Below are 16,960 nucleotides of genomic sequence, written 5' to 3'. Positions count from 1 at the left end.
ATGGCCAAGCTGTGGGTGATTCTGCTGGCCTCGTCGCCCTTCCTCGGCTTCCTGCTGTGGGCAGGGTGGTGGCTGATCTCCGACGCACTCAGGGAGCGCCGGCGGGTGCGAGTTGCGGTGCGGATTGCTGCACGGTACGCGCGTGGACCCGATGAGCGGGGCGGACATGGGCAAGCACCGGCGGCATGAGGAAAACGTCGTGACGGCCGTCCGACAGTACGAACAACTCGTGGTGGCGCTCCGACTGCACCAGCCGGGGAGACGGTCGGGTCGGTGCCTGGGGTGCGGGGAGGCGTGGCCGTGTCGAGCGGTACTGAACAGCGGGGTTAGAGCGTGGCAGACAGACTTAATCAATCGGAGCAACGTCAAATGATTGCACTGCTTAAGCCCGACCAGAAATAAACCAACTTCGCACTAAGAGCGATAGACACGCTTACCCTGCAATAGGGACGACGGTCGGGTACGCCCAGCGGGGCGGCATCGAGACCATGAGCCCGTGGCCGACGGCGGCCGTGGGCGCGCAGCCGTCATCACGCCTGCGCCGAACCGGCACGCCACGGCCACCTGCCGTTCAACCGTGGGTGCCTACCATCTCCCACCCGCAGACCGCGGGAGCCGCCTCATGCCCTCCCGAACGGACAACCCATGACCGACGAGCTCTCCCGCCGCCGCCTCCTCGCGCTCGGCGCCGCCGCCGGTGGTGTCGCCGCGGCCGCGTCGCTGCTGCCGCCGTCCCTGCACGAGGCGATCGCGTCCACCCCGGTCCGCCGCGGCGGGCTGCGGGCCGTCGAGCACGTCATCGTGCTCATGCAGGAGAACCGGTCGTTCGACCACTACTACGGCACGCTGCGCGGCGTCCGCGGCTTCGGCGACGCGGACCCGCTGCGCCAGCCGGACGGGCGGACCGTGTTCCATCAGCCGGACGGCAGCCGCGAGGTGCTGCCGTTCTCGCTGCGCGAGGCGGCCGAGCGGGAGAACCGGCCCGGCACGGACATCCAGTACCTGGGCGCCCTGCCGCACGGCTGGGCCGACGCGAGCGCGGCGTGGGCGCGGGGGTGGAACAACGGCTGGGTGCCGGCCAAGGGCCCGGCCACGATGACCTACTACGAGCGCGCGGACATCCCGCTGCAGTACGAGCTGGCCGAGACGTTCACCGTGCTGGACGCCTACCACTGCTCGATCCACGGCTCCACCAACCCGAACCGCAACTTCCTGGTCTCCGGCACCACCGGGTACGAGCCGGGCACGGCCCGGCGTGCGGTGACCAACGCCGCCTACTCCTACGACCACCCCGGCTACGACTGGACCAGCTACCCCGAGCGGCTGCAGGCGGCGGGCGTGTCCTGGCAGGTCTACCAGGAGTGGGACAACTTCGCCGACAACGCGCTCGAGTACTTCGCCCCGTTCAAGCGGATCGGCCGCAAGATTCTCTCCCATGTGGACGGTCCATTCCGGACGACCGAGGAGTTCTACTACGCGGTGCTGGCGCTGCCGGAGGCGGAGCGCAAGCCGCTGCTGGACCAGTTCGCGGCCGGCCGCGCGGCGCTGTCGCGCGGCGAGCGGATGCTGTTCGACCGCGGCATGTACCGCAGCGAGCCGGACACGCTGGTGGACCGGCTGCGCGCGGACATCGCCGAGCGCCGGCTGCCGCGGGTGAGCTGGCTGGTGCCCACCGCCGAGCTGTCCGAGCACCCGAGCGCGTCCACCCCGGTCGGCAGCGCGAACCTGGTCTACCAGGTGCTGGACGCGCTCGCGTCGGACAGGGAGACCTGGTCGAAGACCGTGCTGCTGGTCGACTTCGACGAGAACGACGGCTACTTCGACCACGTGCCCGCGCCGGTGCCGCCGGCCGACGCGACCGAGGACTGGTACGACGGCAAGCCGCTGGGCCTCGGCCCGCGGGTGCCGATGACCGTGGTGTCGCCGTGGACGGTCGGCGGGCACGTCAACTCCGAGGTGTCCGACCACACCTCGGTGATCCGGTTCCTCGAGCGCTGGACCGGCGTGGCCGAGCCGAACATCACCGCGTGGCGCCGTTCCGTGTGCGGCGACCTCACCTCGGCGTTCGACTTCGAGCACGCGGGCACGCTGCCGACGCCGGACCGCCCCGCACCGGTCCCGCCGGCGATCGACCGCTGGCACCCGACCCCGCCGGACCGGCAGCGGATGCCGCGCCAGGAGCCCGGCCGCCGCCCGGCCCGCGCCCTGCGCTACCGGCCACGCGTGTCGGCCCGGGTCGCGGCCGGCGCGGTGTCGCTGACCTTGAGCGACGAGAACGCCGGCACGACGCCGTTCGCCGTCTACGCCTACGCCGGTGAGCTGCCCCGCCCGCTGCACCTCGTGGTGGCGCCCACCGCCGTCGAGCGCATCGAGGTGCCGAGCGGTGGGTACCAGCTGGCCGTGCAGGGCCCGAACCGGTTCTGGTACGAGCTGTCCGGCTCGCTGACCGGCCCGGCGGCGGCGGTCGACGTGCGGACGCGGCAGGCGCCGCACACGCTGCTGCTGGAGCTGGCCAACCACGGGGAGGTGCCGGTGACCCTGACCGTGCGGGCGCTGCGGTACGGCATCCGCACGCAGACCGTGCGGCTGCGGCCGGGCCAGCAGCGCGCGCTGCCCTGGGACACCGACCAGGGCTGGTACGACGTCGAGCTCACCGCGACCGCGGACCCGGCCTTCCGCCGCCGCCTGACCGGCCGCACGGAGAACGGCCGGCCGGGGGTCACCGCGTGACATCGGAAGGTCCACAATGGACCTTCGGCTGCTGATCTCGTTCCTGGCCATCGCCGGACCGGCGGGTCAGCCCCTGCGCCGCGGTCCGCGGGACACTAGAAGCGATCGGGGCGGCAACCCGACAACGCCGACTCGACGATGCCGTCGACCAGCTCCCGCGCGACAAGGCGGCCCACGGCCGGGGCAAGCGTGACCGCCGCGTGCATCACCGCCAGGTAGAGACCGGGTACATCGGCGACCGGACCGACGATCGGCTCACCGTCGGCCGGCATTGGGCGTACTCCGAGTCGTGTGCTGAGCAGCTCGACGCTCCCGGCACCGCGGAAAGTGGACCGGACGGCGGCAAGGGTCCGTTCGGGCGAGTCCGCGGCGGCGATCAGCCGGTCCGCGGCGACCTGCCGGAGATCGAAGTCCTGAGTGTTGACCACGGTGCGGACCAGACCGGCCGGCGCGCGAAGCCGGAAGAGCGGGCACGGCGACGGCTCGACCGGGACACGCACGCCGAGCGGCGCGCCCAGCGCGGCCGTGGCAACACCGGCCGCCAACACCACAGTCGTACCGGAGAGCGGTCCTACGGCCGTCTCGACCCCGGCAACCCGGCCCGCCGCATCCCGGCGGACCGCGGTGACCGCGGTGTCCAGATGTACCCGGGCGCCATGGTCGCGGGCGCCCGCGACCAGCCGCTCGGTCACGCCCACCGAGTCGACGGCGCCGTCGCCGGGTGCCCAGATGGCCCACTCCGGGGGCTGCCGAAGGTTGGGCTCGAGCGTCAGCACGGTGGCCGCGTCCACAATCTCCTGCCCGGGCCCGGCCTCCGGCGCGCCGCCCTCCGCGCGCCAGCTCAGTGAGCCGGACCAGATCACCGGGAGTCCCGGCAACTCGGCCTCAACTCGGCGGTACTCCTCCGTCGCGGTGGCCCGGATCCCGGCCGCCGGACCGGTACGCACGCCAGCCGCTCCGACCCAAGCGAACGAGTCCGCCGTCACGCCGGCGCCTGGCCGCCCGGCGTCGACCAACGTCACGGTGGCGCCCGCCCGGGCGGCGTGATAAGCCACCGACGCGCCGACGATGCCAGCTCCGACGACGACTACGTGCCTACCCACCGGTGCGCCCAACACGTTGACGACCTTACTGTGCGCAGCGGCTCCGTCCGTGCGGCCTCATGGGTCGACGCCCGCTGACCGACGACTGCCCGCAAACGGGACCCAGACGCGGGACACTAGTCCGCCTCCCCGGGATTAAGAGTGTGCGTTGCGTCCCGGCGAATGGTGTGGGTATCGGGGTGGGTGGTGGCTGGGTGCCGTCACGGTCCCCTGAGGTTCAGGTGGTCGGCGCAGGACTTCACACGAAGATCTACGAGACAGGCCCTAACCGAACCGGCCGTTCACGTAGTCGTTGGTACGCGGGTCCTTCGGGCTGTTGAAGATGTCCTCGGTCGACCCGGCCTCGACGATGTGGCCGGGGGTGCCCTGCTCGGCGAGGAAGAACGCGCAGTGCTGGGACACCCGGGCGGCCTGCTGCATGTTGTGCGTGACGATCACGATGGTGACGTCGCTGCGCAGGTCGTGGATGGTCTCCTCGATGCGCCGGGTGGAGGTCGGGTCCAGGGCCGAGCACGGCTCGTCCATCAGCAGCACGTCCGGCCGCACGGCGAGCGACCGCGCGATGCACAGCCGCTGCTGCTGGCCGCCGGACAGGGCCCCGCCGGGCTGGCGCAGCCGGTCGCGGACCTCGTTCCACAGCCCGGCCCTGGTGAGGCACTCCTGCACCAGGTCGCCCTTGGCGCCGCGGCCGACCTTGGTGCCGGTGAGCTTGAGCCCGGCGGTCACGTTCTCGGCGATCGACATGGCGGGGAACGGGTTCGGCTTCTGGAACACCATGCCGATCCGCTTGCGGGTGTCGGTGATCCGCCGGCCGGCCGCGTAGATGTCGTCCTCGTCGAGGCGCACCTCGCCGGCCAGCGACGCGGACGGCACCAGCTCGTGCATCCGGTTGAGGATGCGCAGGAACGTGGACTTGCCGCAGCCGGACGGGCCGATCAGCGCGGTGACCGAGCCGGCGGCCATCGTGAGCGACACCCGCTCGAGCACCTTGTGGTCGCCGAACCACGCGGACACGTCGTGCGCGGACAGCGTCGACCCACCCGACAGCAGGTGCGCGGGCTCGTCATCGGACCAGTCGTCGCCGTCGTCTGCCTCCAACGGGTTCAGGTCCAGCAACGTCCGCTCGGTCGTCGAATCGGCCACCGACACACCTTTCCTGTGCAATGAACGTCCGATGTGGACGTCGGTCCGATCGGGGTCAGTCGTCGTTCTTGGCGGCCCAGCCGCGACGGGTGATCCGGGTGAGGCCGACGCCGTTGAACAGCAGCACCGCGGCGATGCCGACCAGCACCGCGGCCGCCGCGACACCGGTCTGGGCCAGGCCGCCGGAGCCGCCGGACGCGGCGGGCGCGATCGCCCCGGGGTCCGTCGTGGTGGTGTCGGTCGGCCACGTGGGGTCCGTTGTGGTGGTGTCGGTCGGCGTGCTGGTGTCGGTGGACGTGGTGGTGTCGCTCGGCGTGGTCGACTGGCTGGTCGTGGTGGTCGCCGACGTGGTGGTGGTCGTGGTCGTCGTGGTGGTGGTCGTGGTCGTGCCGCACGGGTTGGGCACGGTGTTGGACTGGCCGACCAGGCTGTACGACTGGTCGATGTCGTAGATCAGCACCTGCCAGGTGGACTGCTGGCCGGCAGCGAGCGGCGTGAAGTCGTGGGTGAAGGACTGCCCGGGCGCGAGACTGGTTTCGCCGTCCTGGTATCCCGAGCCGGCCCCCGTCTGGGGCGAGATCTGGTAGGCGACGTTGAAGGTGCTCGTCCGGGTGTTGACCATCTCGAAGTGGAACGACGCGTCGCCGGCGACGCACGTCCCGGTCAACGCGGCCATGACCGGAAGCCCCTGCGCCTTCGCCTGCGCGCGGGACATGGTCAGCGCGAGCGTCGCGAGCACCATCAGGAACAGCGCCAGGGTTGCCGCTAGGGCCAGCCGTCGCGACGGGCCGTGGGACGGTGGCGCGGCCGGCTCGGTAGAGGCGTGCACTGGCGTTCTCCTCCTGCTGGTTCGTGACATCGGCGCACTGCGGTCGAGCGCACGACGACTGCGTCGCACCCTCCCTGCCGGAGGCGAACGTCGCCGAGCCGGCAGGTGAACGGCAGGTTCTCTGGACACTGAGTGTTGGGCAATGCCGTTCGGCGAACTGGGAAATCGGCTCGGTTTGAGCCTTGTTCAACCAATCGCCGTGTCCTGCTCGCTGTCTCGCTCTTATTACGTCGTAGTCACAGGCGGATGACACGGGCATGGTGGGAGGTGCCCCAAACAGGGGCCGTGTCAGACCAGAAAGTCCTTGACCCACAAGGAGAATGTCCATGCGTTCCACCCTGCGCAAGGGTGCCGTCACCATCGTTGGTGCGTCGGCCATCCTGAGCCTGGCCCTGGGCGGTACCGCCCTGGCCGACCCCAACCTCGACAACGCCGGAGCCCCACTGGCCGGCGGATACCTCCCGGACGCGAACGACGTCGTCGGCGTCGGCTCGGACACGACCCAGTACGTCGTCAACTCCGCCGCCCAGGCCCAGTCCGCCCCGACCCCGGACGTCCGGCTCGCGTCGTTCAACGCGACCAAGCCGGGTACCGAGAAGAACCCCGGCGGGCCGACCACCGGCGACCCGATCGCCATCCGCCCCGGCACCACGATCCCCCGGCCGGACGGCTCGTCGGCCGGCATCAACGCGCTGATCTCGACCCCGCAGCTGGACTTCGCCCGGTCCTCCCGGGCGCGCGGCTCGGCCCCCGCGGAGGCCAACCTGTACTTCATCCCCGCCCTCACCGACGGGCTGAGCTACATCGTGGACGACACGGCCGGCGCCGACATCCGCAACCTGGATGCCACTGAGCTGGCGGCCATCTACCGCTGCACCGACACCCGCGGCTACGCACCGAAGCTGCCGCAGACCGGCTCGGGTACCCGCTCGTTCTTCCTCGGCCAGATCGGCGTGACGGACGCCCAGGTCGGGGCCTGCGTCCAGATCGTGCAGGAGCACGACGCGGCGCCGGTCAACGGCAACCCGCTCGCGCTCGCGCCGTTCTCCACCGCTCGGTTCGCGAACAACCCGCCCGACCCGGCCAACCCGCCGAGCAAGATCGTGAACATCGCCACGACCGCTCCGACCGCCGGAGTGTTCTTCGCCTCGCGGACCGTCTTCAACGTGGTGCGCAAGGCCGACTACGACGCCGCCGGCTCCCGGCTGCCGGCGATCTTCGGTCCGTCCGGCTACCTGTGCACCCGGTTCGCCAGCGGCGCGAACCGCCAGGCGTTCTCCGCGGCGACCAACTGTGGTGCCCTGCTCTGATCGACTAGCCAGTTCGCTTCGCCAGAAGCACGTGGGGCCGGGAGGCGTTGCCTTCCGGCCCCACCTTCGTCTACCCCCGGCACGACAGCACGACGGAGACCAGCCCCGAACCAGGTGCCGGACGCCGGCGACGTGTCCCGCATCAGCGAGCTGATCTCGACCCCGGCGGGCCGCCTTCGCCCGGTCCACCCGGTGCCGTGGCCCGGACGCCGCCGAGACCACCCGAAGCCGCCCATGCGCGGCTCGGGCACCGCGCCCGGCTTCCTCGCCCAGGTCGGCCTGCGGGAAAGCCGCGGCACCCCGACCTGATCGGCGGGAGGACCGCGGCGAACGACCAGTGGCTCCCGTTCGGACCGGGACGGAAGGTCCGAGCGGGAGCCACGAAAGTCGGGCCGAGACGTCGAGCAGCGAAGTCGAGCAGCGAAGCCGAGCCGGGTCGCTACCTTGTCAGGCGCACTGGCCGAGCTTCGCGCCCTGCACCGTGTTCGTGCCGACCACCGGCGCCGGGTCGTTGCCGGTGCAGCTCAGGTTGTGGTCGATGGTGTTGCCGGCGATGACGAGGTAGGCGACGTTGTTGTCCACCACGACACTGCCGTCGACGTCGTTGCCGGCGCAGGAACCCGCGTCGCCGATCAGGACGGCGCCGCCGCTGCCCACGACCTTCGCGTCGCCGTACACCCGGTTCCCGCACAGGTCGCCGCCGCTGAACGCCTCGTTCGCGACCAGCGAGCCCCGCACCGAGGAGCCGGACACGTCGAAGCGGCTGACCGCGGTGCCGCTGAGGTCCCCACCCACGACGAGGCCGGTCGCGGCGAACGTGGTCTCCCCCCGCACCGCCACGTCACCGCCGACGACGGAGTTGGTGAACCGGACCTGACCGTTGCCGGTGTGGTCGAACCCGCCGCGCACGACGCTGTCCACCGCGGTCACCCGACCGCCGCGGTCCGACGTGACGCCTCCGTACACGCCGGTCTTCGACATGTCCAGCGCGGCGCCCGCGCCCACCGTGATCCCGCCCTGCACCCGCGTGCCGTCCAGCACGCAGGCCGTCCCGGCGGCGACCACGACGCTGCCCACGGTCTGCGCACCGATCGTTCCGTCGCACGTGACCTGTCTCGATACCTGCGCCTGAGCCGGTAACGCCACCGCGAGCGAGGCGGTAACCGCCAGACCCGCCGTGACGACCGCGCGCGCCACGATCCGATTCCTGGTCATGTCACCATCTTTCTGTTGCTGTGTCAGGGAAAATCGCACGCGTGAAGTCTCGACGCCCGGCCGCCGGGGTGGGACAACTGCCGCGGAACTGCTGGTTGAGGAGACATGTCCGGCACGTGAGCTACGCTTACCGGCTCCTGGTCGCGTAGGTGTTGGCGCCGGCCAACACGTCCCGGGCGTAGTCCACGGACGCGTTGTAGGCCAGCACGGCCCGCCACCAGCCCTCCCCGGTGGACAGGTCGCCGCCCGAGGCACACAGGTACCTGCCGGCGGCCACCGCGGCGTCGTCGATGTCCTGCGGCTCCGCGACGCCGTCCCCGTCCCCGTCGGCACCGTAGGTGTCCCATGTGGACGGAAGGAACTGCAGCGGCCCCACCGCGCGGTCCCGCACCGGGTCACCGTCGAGCGCGCCGCGGTCGGTGTCGGCGACCGCCGCGACGCCCGGTGTGCCGTCCAGCGGGACGCCGATGATCGCGCGGTCCGGCCGGCCGTCCGCGCGCAGGGTGCGGCCGGCGTAGCGGCCGTGGTCGGACTCCACCCGGGCCACGCCGGCGAGCGTCACCCAGGTGAGCCGGCAGCCCGGCCGCTCGGCGGCCAGCACGACCTCGGCGTTGGCGTACGCGGACAACGCCCGCGCGGGAATGCCCGTCCTGGCCCCGACCTCGCCCGCCCACCCGGCGTACGCGTCCTGGGCCCCGGCCGGCCCGGACGGCCCGGTCGGTGCGGACCCCGTGGCCGCGGGCACCGCCGGGACCGCCGGCACCCCGGCCGGCACGCCGCCGGCGGCGACGAGCGGCGCCGCGTTCGGGGCGCCTCCTGGCGAGGTCCCGACGAGCACGCCGACGACCACCACGGGGCCGAGGAACACGACCGCGGCCACCGTCCACAGGAGAACCGAGCGCCACCGCGGCCGGCGCCGCGGGGCGGTCACGTCAGGTTGGGCAGCAACCGGGCGCCCGTCTCGTACACGAACCACAGCACCGCGAGCATCATCGGCAGCCCCACCAGGTGGGTCTCCCAGCGGCCCCAGCGGACCCGGGCCCAGGCGATCGCGACGGCCACCACGACGAGTGCCTGCATCCACAGCACCAGCGGCAGCAGCGCGGGCCGGTCCGAGGCGAGCGACTGCTCCTCCGGCGGGATCAGCCGGGGCCGGTCGGCCGCGGCCTGCGGGTCGCCGCGCAGCAGCGCGTCGACGAACACGGTGCGGTTCGGCTGCAGCGGGTTGTCCCCCTCGGCCGTGACCAGGGTGAGCCGGCTGCCGCCGGCGGTGACCGGCTGGATGTCGGGCAGCGGGTCACCGGCGCGGCGCACCCCCTCCACGCGGTAGGTGAACGTGCCCTGGAAGGTCACCACGGTCAGGTCCTGGCCGCGCGCCAGCCGCGGCAGCCCGCCGAACGGTCCGCCGAACGTGGTGGCCCGGCCGTAGATCAGCGACACGCCCCGCTGCCCCGGCAGCACGGTGTCGCGCCGGTGGCCGGGGCCGGCCTCCAGGTCGCCGGAGCTGGTGCCCTCGACCACCACCTGGCGCAGGTCGATCGCCGGGATCTCGAGCACGGCGATCGGCGCGCCGGCGGGGATCAGCGTGTCCTCGCCGTCGGCGTAGATCGACGGCACCGAGCGCATGACCGTGCCGTCCGCGCTCTGCTCGCGCCCGGCGTAGGGCGGCACGGCCTCGGCGATCGGGCCACGCAGCTGCGAGTAGAGCACGTCCTGGGTCGAGCTCTGCTCCAGCGGGCTCAGCAGCATCAGGTACCCGACGAAACCGAGGGCGCCCACCGCGAGCAGCGCGAACACCCGCGAGGCCACCTTCGCCCCGAACGGCGCCGGCCGGGGCGGCGCGGCGGCGGTGGTGGACGCGCCGGCACCCGCCGGCTCGTCCGCCTCGTCCGCCGGCCGCTCGGACGCAGGCGCTGTGGCCGGCGTCAGCGTCGTCATCGGCGTCCCACCGCCCGTAGCAACCCGTCGAGCCGGCGGCGCAGCGGGTGGTCGGGCCGCGAGCCGACCTGGACGCCGAACGCGACCAGCGCGGCGAGCAGGCCGAACCCGATCAGCAGCGGCATCGCCCACCGGGCGAGCCAGGAGCTCGCCCCCTCGGTCTTCGCCACCCGCGCCGGGTCGCCGGTCACCTTCGGATTCTTCGCGGCACCCTGCGGCTGCACCGCGCCGGCCGGGAGGCCGCTGCCCGGGTTGGGGGCCTGCGCGACGGGCTGGTCACCGCCGCCGAACCCCGGTGGCATGCCGTTCTGGAGCGGGCCGCCCGGCGGCGGGGGCGGGACCTCGCCGCGCTGTGCGCGTATCGCCGCGGCGGCGGCCTTGGCCTGGTTGACCATCGCCGGCGGCAGCGGGTCGTAGCCGGGCGGCAGGTTGGCGAGCGTCGGTCCGGGGACCTGGCCGGTGGTGGCCATGAACTCGATGAAGTCGGCGTAACGGCCGGCGGTCGCGCGGTTGAGGCCCGCGGTGGGCACCGCCGTGTAGGCCACCATGGTGCCCGGGTACGCGTTGCCGGTGACCCGCGGGTGGTCGATGCGGACGGTGCCGCTCGCGGGGTCCTGCACCGCCGCGTTGAGCGCGTTGAGCATGGTGCCCGGGGTCGGGCCGACGGCCTTGCCGGCCGAGTTGACCAGCCGCGCGGTGGGCACCTCGTACAGGGCGGCGTGCGGCACGGTCGTCACCGCCAGGACCGCCCGCTGGCCGAAGTCGGCGGGCTGGTTCTTGACCTCCCGGTACACCACGTCCTGGGTGACGTCGTCGCCGGGGAACTGCGGCCCCGGGGCCTGCTGGGCCGGCGGCACCGGCGTCGAGTCCGACGTGCAGACCGGCGTGGCCGAACCGCGGCGGTCGAGCAGCGCCAGGGCGTCCGCCTCCGCCGAGTTCGAGACGTTCGCCATCTTGGTGAGATACGGCGTCTTGAAGGTCTCGTCGCAGGTGTCGCCGCCCCCGTAGACGAAGAAGCGCTTGTCGCCGAAGGGACCCTCCAGCCAGCCCGTCTTGCGCGGCTGGGACGGCCGCACCCAGGTGTCCAGCAGCGTGTAGATCTGCGTCGGCGCCAGGTTGCGCCACGCCGGGTTGACGCGCATGCCGTACTGGTCCGCCTGCCCGCCGAGCCACGCCCGCGTCGCCGGGTCGCTCGTGATGTACCGGGTGACATCCATGATGATGTCCGACTCGACCGTGAAGATCATCGAGTTGAGGGTGCCCAGCAGCTGCGGGGCGAGGTTGCCGGCCTGGTCCTTCACGGCGAGGCCGGGGTTGAGCGCCGCGAACTCGGGGTCGGCGAACAGGCTCCGCGGGTTGTCGATCAACGCGGGATGCGCCACGTAGTACCCGTTGGCGGTCGCGTCGTCGGGGACCGGCTGCGTTCCGGTGTAGCGCTGCTTGCCCTGCCGGATGTTCGGGGGAACGACCACCGGGTTGTAGCTCTGGGTGAGCAACTTGGCCAGCAGTCTCGGCGACAGCGTCAGGTTCTGGACCTGTTTGCCGTTCGCGTCGTCGACGACATAGGCCACCGCGAACCCGGTGAGCGCGCTCGGCGCGTGCACCACCGGCCGCGGTGAGCCGGTCACCGGCTGGCTGACGAACACCGCGTCCTGCTGGTAGCTCGTGCCGAGCCTCGTCGTGAGCTGCCGCCGCGCGAAATACTCGCTGCCCTGGGTGTACACGGGCAGGTAGTCCGACTTCCGCGCACCGGTGCAGTAGGCCGCGCCCCAACGCTGCTGCGCCACGTCGACCAGCTCCGAGCCGTACGCCTGGACGGAGGGCCTGGGGTCGCGCACGTCGCAGGACTGCAGATCGGGCGCGAACGAGATCGGGACGACGAACCGGTTGCGCCAGTTGGACTCGGCGAGCCACTGCTGCGGACCGACGAACAGGTTGTGGCCGTCGGTGAACCCGCCATCGCCGGGAGCCGGCCCGTTCGGGCCGGCGGCGCACTCCGCGGGCGCGTTCTGGGCGCATGCCATGTCCATGATCGGCACGACCACGATCGAGCACTGCTGGGTGTCGGTGCACCCCAGGCTCGGCTGCGAGGCCCGCTGCCGGACCTCGAACAGGAACTTGTTGGTCCCGTTCGGCCGGATGGGAATGTACCTGGTGGTGATCACGCTGGTGCCCTCGCTCGCCGTGTCGGGCGGCGGGAAACTCTTCAGCTTCGGCTCGTTGATGGACGGCTGGCCGTCCGGCCGGATCGTGTTGGCCACCCACAGATACGAGACGCCGTCCGTGGAGACGAACGGGAGCTGCTCGGCGCGATAGAGGTTCGCGTACTGCTGGTAGATGTCCGCTCCCGGATAGGCGGGGGCTTCGCCCTGCCGGCTCTGCTTCTCGGCCACCGCGCGTTGCTCGGGCAGCGCGTTGACGTCGAAGCCGGACTGCCACTGGACCCGGTCCTGGTTCACGCAGGTGTTCCTGGCGGGTTTGGCGCCGCGGCACAGCATCACCACCACCGGGTACTCCACCCGGCTGCCGCCGACGTTGATGTTGTTGGCGTTGTACGAGGGCTTGAAGCCGTTCAGGTCGATCGTGACCTGCTGGCGGTCGAACAGGTTGGTCGTCCGGTCGACCCGGACCGTGGCGGGTGCGGAGGTGCCGCGGCCGTAGTTGGTGATCTCCTTGGTCTGCACGACGGCGGAGTTGCTCTGCGCCTGCGCGGCCGGCGCCGGCAGCACCGCGGCGCCGGCGATCGGTGCGGCGGCGAGGAGCACCACCATGCCGAGCCGGGTCAGGCCCGTGATCCGTGACATTCCCATCCCCCCGTTCACGCCTGGTCCGCCGACTCGCGCCGCCGGCGCGCGGCGCGCGCCACGAACGGCGGCACCAGCAGCACGAGCAGCAGTTGCACACCGACCAGCACGCCGAGCGTGGTGGTCATCCCGTCCGAGCGGAACGCCGCGAGCTCCGTCGCGCTGCCCGCCAGGTCGGACCCGCTGCCGCCGTCGCCTCCGGTGCCGATCGGCAGGCCCGTCTCCGGGTCGCGCTGGGTGGCCGAGGGACCACCGCCGCCGGCCGGCGTGTTGCCACCGGCACCGCCTGCACCACTTCCGTTGCCACTGCCTCCGGAACCGCTGCCGCCACCACCGGTGCCGCCGGCGCCGCCGCCCTGGGCCGCGCCGCACGGGCCCTGGCCGAGCCGGTCGCACGCCTGCGGCTGCGGCGCCTCGCGCGCCAGCTTGTTGCTCGACGGGTCGCCGGGGTCGAACGTCGGGTTGCCGCACCGCGCCACGTCGGTGTCCTGGATCGTCGCGTGCGGGATCTTCTTCACCTGGGCGAACCCGGCGCGCACCAGGTTCGCCGGCAGGGGCGAGTAGCCGAGCGCGGGCATCGCGCTCTGGCCCTGGCACAGGAAGTAGTACATGAAGTCGGACATGGTGCGGCCCTTGCCCGCCGTGATCCGGAAGTCGCCCGCGCCGACCACCGGGATGATCGCGTACGAGTACGAGGACAGCGGGTAGGTCCGCGGGTCGCTGAACCGGTACACCCGGTCCAGGACCTGGGTGAGGTAGTTCTGGTCGCGCGGGTTGTTGTTGATCTGCGCCTGGGTCAGCGCGACCGCCACGTTGTAGTGGGTCGGCTCGACGTAGTAGCCGCCGCGGTTGAGCACCTTGACCACCGGGAAGTTCCGCGCGGTGGCGTAGGAGTACTCGACGTAGGTGATGGCGCCGTCCCCCGCCGTGGCCGCGACCGCGCCGGCGACCCGGTCCGACCCGGTCTGCGAGGTCATCAGCGGCGCCCGGCCCTTGTTCACCGGGTAGTACGAGGTGAGCCCCGTGCAGCCGCAGTAGCTCCGCCAGATCGCGCGGTGCTCGGTGTCCATCCAGCGGGCGAACTGGGCGGTGGTGCCGGACCCGTCACCACGCACGATCGGGATGATCGGCTTGTTCGGGAACTTCCGGCCGTTGTTGTCCTTGGTGATCGCCGCGTCGTTCCAGTTGCGGATCGCGCCGGTGAAGATCTTCGCGATCGTCGGGCCGGACAGCCGCAGGCCGCGGTAGAGCTGGCCGCCGACGCGCAGCTGGTACATGAACGAGGTACCGCCCGCCACGATCGGCATGTAGGCGTAGGCGCGGTTGGGTGAGGAGTCCGGCTGGCCGCGATCGGTGCCCTGGAACGGGATCTCCGAGACGCCGAAGTCGTTCTGGCCATCCGCGAACTGTCTCCGGCCCGCGGACGAGCCGACGCCGGAGTAGGACACGGTCATGCCCTTGCTCCTGGCGTTCTGCACCCACTGGTCGAGCGCGTTCTGGCTCCACGTCGAGCCTGACCCGGTGATCGGCTCGTAGGCCGGTGGGGCGGCGGCCGATGCCGGGATCGCCGGTGTGACCGCCGTCGTCGCGACGAGCGCGACGATCAGTGCGCGTCGCCAAGCGGCGATGCGTCCCATTTCCGTCTCCCTCTTCGGTTCTTACCGGCCCCGCCGTTGTGCGGCGGCCAGCCGGGCGAGCAGGAACACGAGCAGCACCAGCACCATCAGCACCGCGGCGGCGCCGAATGCCCTGGTCTGGAACAGCGGCTCGGGCGAGCGAGCGAGCGTGTAGGCGAACAGCGGCAGCGACACCATCGGGCCCTCGAACGGGTTGGCGTTGAGGAACGTGGTGTAGCCGGCGGTGATCAGCACCGGCGACGTCTCGCCGATGCCGCGGGCGATGCCGAGCACCATCGCGGTGGCGAGCGCCGGGCGGGCGGTGGGCAGCACGACCTTGCGCACGGTCTGCCACTGCGACGCGCCGAGCGCGAGGCTCGCCTCGCGCAGCCCGCCGGGCACCACCCGCAGCACGACCTCTGCGGAGCGGGCGATGATCGGCAGCATCATCACGCTGATCGCGAGTGCCGCGGCCATTCCGTTGCGCTGCACGTCGAAGGTGAGCAGCAGCGCGATGTAGACGAACAGGCCGCAGACGATCGAGGGCAGCGCGGTCATCGCCTCGACCACGGTGCGCACCAGGTTCGCGAGCTTGCCGCCGACCTCGGTCATGAACACCGCGCAGCCCACGCCGAGCGGCAGCGTGATCGAGATCGCGATGCCGACCTGGATGAGCGTGCCGACGATCCCGTGCAGCACGCCGCCGACCTCGAGCGGGTCGTGCGGGCCCGCGGTCAGGTCCTGGGTGAAGATGTTGAGGTGCCGCAGGGCCGGCGCGCCGCGGACGAACACGTAGGTGATGACCGTGGCGAGCGCGCCGCCGACGACCAGCGCGCTGGTGCGGATGAGCACGCCGGCGATCCGGTCGGTGACCGCGGGCGCCGGGTGCCGGTAGATCGACACGAGCGCGTAGAGCACGACGAACGCGAGGTACCAGCAGATGACGAAGCCGAGCACGCCGGACAGCGGCAGCAGCCGGCCGTAGAGCAGCGACACCAGGCTCAGCGCGCCGAGCGCGGCGCCGAGCGGCGCGGCCCGGTCGTCGAGGGTGCGGCCGCGCAGGTCGCGCCGGACCTCCTCCGGTGGCGCCTGCGCCGGCTCCTCCCGGAGGTCGGCCCGGAACTCGTCGAGCTCGAACGTGGTGGGCATCAGATCTCCGTATTCGCGCCGCTGCGGCTGCGGGTGACGATCACCGCGGCGATGCTGTTGGTGATCAGCGTGACGACGAACAGCACGAGGCCGGCGGCGAGCAGCGCGGACAGCTGCAGGCCGACGGACTCGCCGTAGCGGGTGGCGATGAGCGACGGCACGGTGATGGCGCCGTTCTCGAGGATGCGCACCTTGATCTCGAACAGCGGCGCGATGATCAGCACCACCGCGATGGTCTCGCCGAGCGCGCGGCCGAGCGCGAGCATCGTGCCGCCGATGATGCCGCCGCGCCCGAACGGCAGCACCACCGAGCGGATCATGCCCCAGCGGGTGGAGCCCAGCGCGTAGGCGGCCTCTCGCTCCCCCTGCGGCGCCTGGTCGAACACCTCCCGCATCACCATGCAGGCGTAGGGCAGGACCATCATCGCCACCACGATCGCGGCGATCAGCGCGGACGCGGTGTAGCGGGACTGGGCGAACACGGCCGCGTTCGGGTCGGTGTCGACCGCGAAGATCGGGATCCAGCCGAGCATGTCGTGCAGCCAGCGGGAGACGTAGACCATCTCCGGCTGCAGCAGGTACGCGCCGACGAGCCCGTAGATCACGCTCGGCACCGACGCCATCAGGTCGATCATCGCGATCAGCCACCGTTTGGCGCGCGGGGCGGCGTACTCGGAGATGTACAGCGCGGTGCCGAGCGCGAGCGGGAACGCGATGACCATCGCGACGCACGCCACGACCCCGGTGCCCACGAGCACCGCGGCGATGCCCAGCACGTTGCTCTCCGGGTTCCACTGCTCGGTGGTGAAGAAGCCCCAACCCCACTGGCGGAACGCCGGAACCGCCTCGATGGTCAGGAAGACGCCGATGCCCCCCATGATCAGCAGCACGATCAGGCCGAAGCCCCGCGCGCTGCCACGGAAGACGCGGTCCCCGAGGGTGCGGCCGACCCGCAGCCGTCGGGGCCGGTCGATCGCCTCGGTCAACGGTCCGCCTTTCGGGCAGGGGAGTTTCGGGCGGGGGAATGCGGTCCGGGTGACAGCGAAGTCGCACCCGGTGGCCACCCGCGGGCAACGCGGTGAACAAGGCACGAACGCGGTGTCACGGTCGGCACCCGCGGCGT

At 72.0% G+C, this 16,960-nt stretch carries 14 protein-coding genes; 4 read left to right on the top strand and 10 right to left on the bottom strand.

The features are described 5' to 3' along the window. Together VGD70_RS13030 and VGD70_RS13025 are read left to right on the top strand one after the other, a co-directional pair. Window positions 1-189: hypothetical protein (locus VGD70_RS13030; protein ID WP_331081472.1), on the top strand; the 189-nt coding region annotated here is incomplete at its 5' end. Window positions 190-645: 456 nt separating this feature from the next. Then, entirely contained in the window at window positions 646-2,730 is a 2,085-nt protein-coding gene (locus tag VGD70_RS13025; protein ID WP_331081470.1) for a phosphocholine-specific phospholipase C, read from the top strand. A gap of 95 nt (window positions 2,731-2,825) precedes the next feature. Here the strand turns inward: VGD70_RS13025 and VGD70_RS13020 are convergent, their stop codons facing one another. The 3 genes from VGD70_RS13020 to VGD70_RS13010 all read right to left on the bottom strand — a co-directional run bounded on the left by VGD70_RS13020 (window position 2,826) and on the right by VGD70_RS13010 (window position 5,805). Beyond that, complete coding sequence (locus VGD70_RS13020) at window positions 2,826-3,833, bottom strand: FAD-binding oxidoreductase (RefSeq protein WP_331081468.1); 1,008 nt, start codon at window positions 3,831-3,833, stop codon at window positions 2,826-2,828. A 264-nt stretch (window positions 3,834-4,097) separates the two neighbouring features. Beyond that, window positions 4,098-4,880 carry a phosphate ABC transporter ATP-binding protein gene (locus tag VGD70_RS13015; RefSeq protein ID WP_414637956.1) on the bottom strand — a complete coding sequence of 261 codons (783 nt, stop codon included), beginning with the start codon at window positions 4,878-4,880 and terminating at the stop codon, window positions 4,098-4,100. Window positions 4,881-5,031: 151 nt separating this feature from the next. Continuing rightward, complete coding sequence (locus tag VGD70_RS13010) at window positions 5,032-5,805, bottom strand: hypothetical protein (protein WP_331081466.1); 774 nt, start codon at window positions 5,803-5,805, stop codon at window positions 5,032-5,034. Between the two features lie 326 nt (window positions 5,806-6,131). Here VGD70_RS13010 and VGD70_RS13005 point away from each other — a divergent pair, with 326 nt between their 5' ends. Beyond that, on the top strand, window positions 6,132-7,115 hold the full coding sequence (locus VGD70_RS13005; RefSeq protein WP_331081464.1) for a hypothetical protein: 984 nt from the start codon (window positions 6,132-6,134) through the stop codon (window positions 7,113-7,115). Between the two features lie 114 nt (window positions 7,116-7,229). Beyond that, window positions 7,230-7,424, top strand: a complete 195-nt coding sequence (locus VGD70_RS13000) for a hypothetical protein (protein WP_331081462.1) — start codon at window positions 7,230-7,232, stop codon at window positions 7,422-7,424. Window positions 7,425-7,562: 138 nt separating this feature from the next. On the opposite strand, the gene VGD70_RS12995 is transcribed toward VGD70_RS13000, so the two are convergent. The 7 genes from VGD70_RS12995 to pstC form a co-directional block, all read right to left on the bottom strand. After that, window positions 7,563-8,330: a hypothetical protein gene (locus tag VGD70_RS12995; RefSeq protein ID WP_331081460.1), complete on the bottom strand. Its 768-nt coding sequence runs from the start codon at window positions 8,328-8,330 to the stop codon at window positions 7,563-7,565. Between the two features lie 127 nt (window positions 8,331-8,457). Next, the gene (locus VGD70_RS12990) at window positions 8,458-9,210 is read right to left on the bottom strand and encodes a lytic transglycosylase domain-containing protein (protein ID WP_331081458.1); all 753 of its coding nucleotides are present in this window, start codon (window positions 9,208-9,210) and stop codon (window positions 8,458-8,460) included. A gap of 47 nt (window positions 9,211-9,257) precedes the next feature. Then, entirely contained in the window at window positions 9,258-10,268 is a 1,011-nt protein-coding gene (locus VGD70_RS12985) for a class E sortase (protein ID WP_331081456.1), read from the bottom strand. Beyond that, on the bottom strand, window positions 10,265-13,072 hold the full coding sequence (locus VGD70_RS12980) for a hypothetical protein (protein ID WP_331081455.1): 2,808 nt from the start codon (window positions 13,070-13,072) through the stop codon (window positions 10,265-10,267). Before VGD70_RS12980 ends, VGD70_RS12985 begins: the two co-directional genes overlap by 4 nt. A 14-nt stretch (window positions 13,073-13,086) precedes the next feature. Continuing rightward, window positions 13,087-14,709 carry a substrate-binding domain-containing protein gene (locus tag VGD70_RS12975; RefSeq protein ID WP_331081453.1) on the bottom strand — a complete coding sequence of 541 codons (1,623 nt, stop codon included), beginning with the start codon at window positions 14,707-14,709 and terminating at the stop codon, window positions 13,087-13,089. Between the two features lie 21 nt (window positions 14,710-14,730). Continuing rightward, complete coding sequence (pstA, locus tag VGD70_RS12970) at window positions 14,731-15,837, bottom strand: phosphate ABC transporter permease PstA (RefSeq protein WP_331081451.1); 1,107 nt, start codon at window positions 15,835-15,837, stop codon at window positions 14,731-14,733. Beyond that, window positions 15,837-16,823, bottom strand: coding sequence for a phosphate ABC transporter permease subunit PstC (gene pstC, locus VGD70_RS12965; protein ID WP_331081449.1), 987 nt, complete (start codon window positions 16,821-16,823; stop codon window positions 15,837-15,839). The genes pstA and pstC overlap by 1 nt, the downstream gene beginning before the upstream one ends. Between the last annotated feature and the right edge of the window lie 137 nt (window positions 16,824-16,960).

This window comes from Actinophytocola sp., assembly GCF_036402745.1.
Lineage (GTDB): Bacteria > Actinomycetota > Actinomycetes > Mycobacteriales > Pseudonocardiaceae > Actinophytocola.
Note: the sequence above shows the minus strand (reverse complement) of the source record. Positions and strands in the feature narration are given on the sequence as shown.